Genomic DNA, 391 nt, shown 5'->3' with positions numbered 1-391 from the left:
GTCCAGGCGGCATCGCTCGAAGGGATGGAACAACCGTGACCACCACGCAGTCCGCAGACGATGAGATCCGCGTCATCGACGCCGGCGCCGCACCGAGCAGGTTTGCGCGAGGCTGGCACTGCCTCGGCCTCGCGAAGGACTTCCGCGACGGCAAGCCGCACGGCGTCGAGGCCTTCGGCGGCAAGCTGGTGGTCTTCGAGGACAGCGAGGGCAAGCTCAGCGCCCTCGACTCGTACTGCCGCCACATGGGTGGCGACCTCAGCCAGGGCAGCATCAAGGACGGTTCCGTCGCCTGCCCGTTCCACGACTGGCGCTGGGSYGGCAASGGCARGTGCASCGGCATCCCCTACGCCCGCCGCGTCCCGCCGCTGGCGCGCACCCGATCCTGGAC

1 protein-coding gene is annotated in these 391 nt (G+C 69.9%); it reads left to right on the top strand.

Features of this window, described 5'->3' with window-relative positions; all coding sequences use genetic code 11:
• Nucleotides 1–35: 35 nt before the first annotated feature.
• Nucleotides 36–391, top strand: a 356-nt coding sequence (locus AC1DYG_RS20450) for a Rieske 2Fe-2S domain-containing protein (RefSeq protein WP_477641666.1), incomplete at its 3' end; no start/stop codon positions are given.

The sequence above is a fragment of the Pedococcus sp. P1_H8 genome (assembly GCF_056405175.1).
The sequence above is the reverse complement of the archived record's forward strand: the minus strand, read 5'-3'. Positions and strand labels throughout refer to the sequence as shown.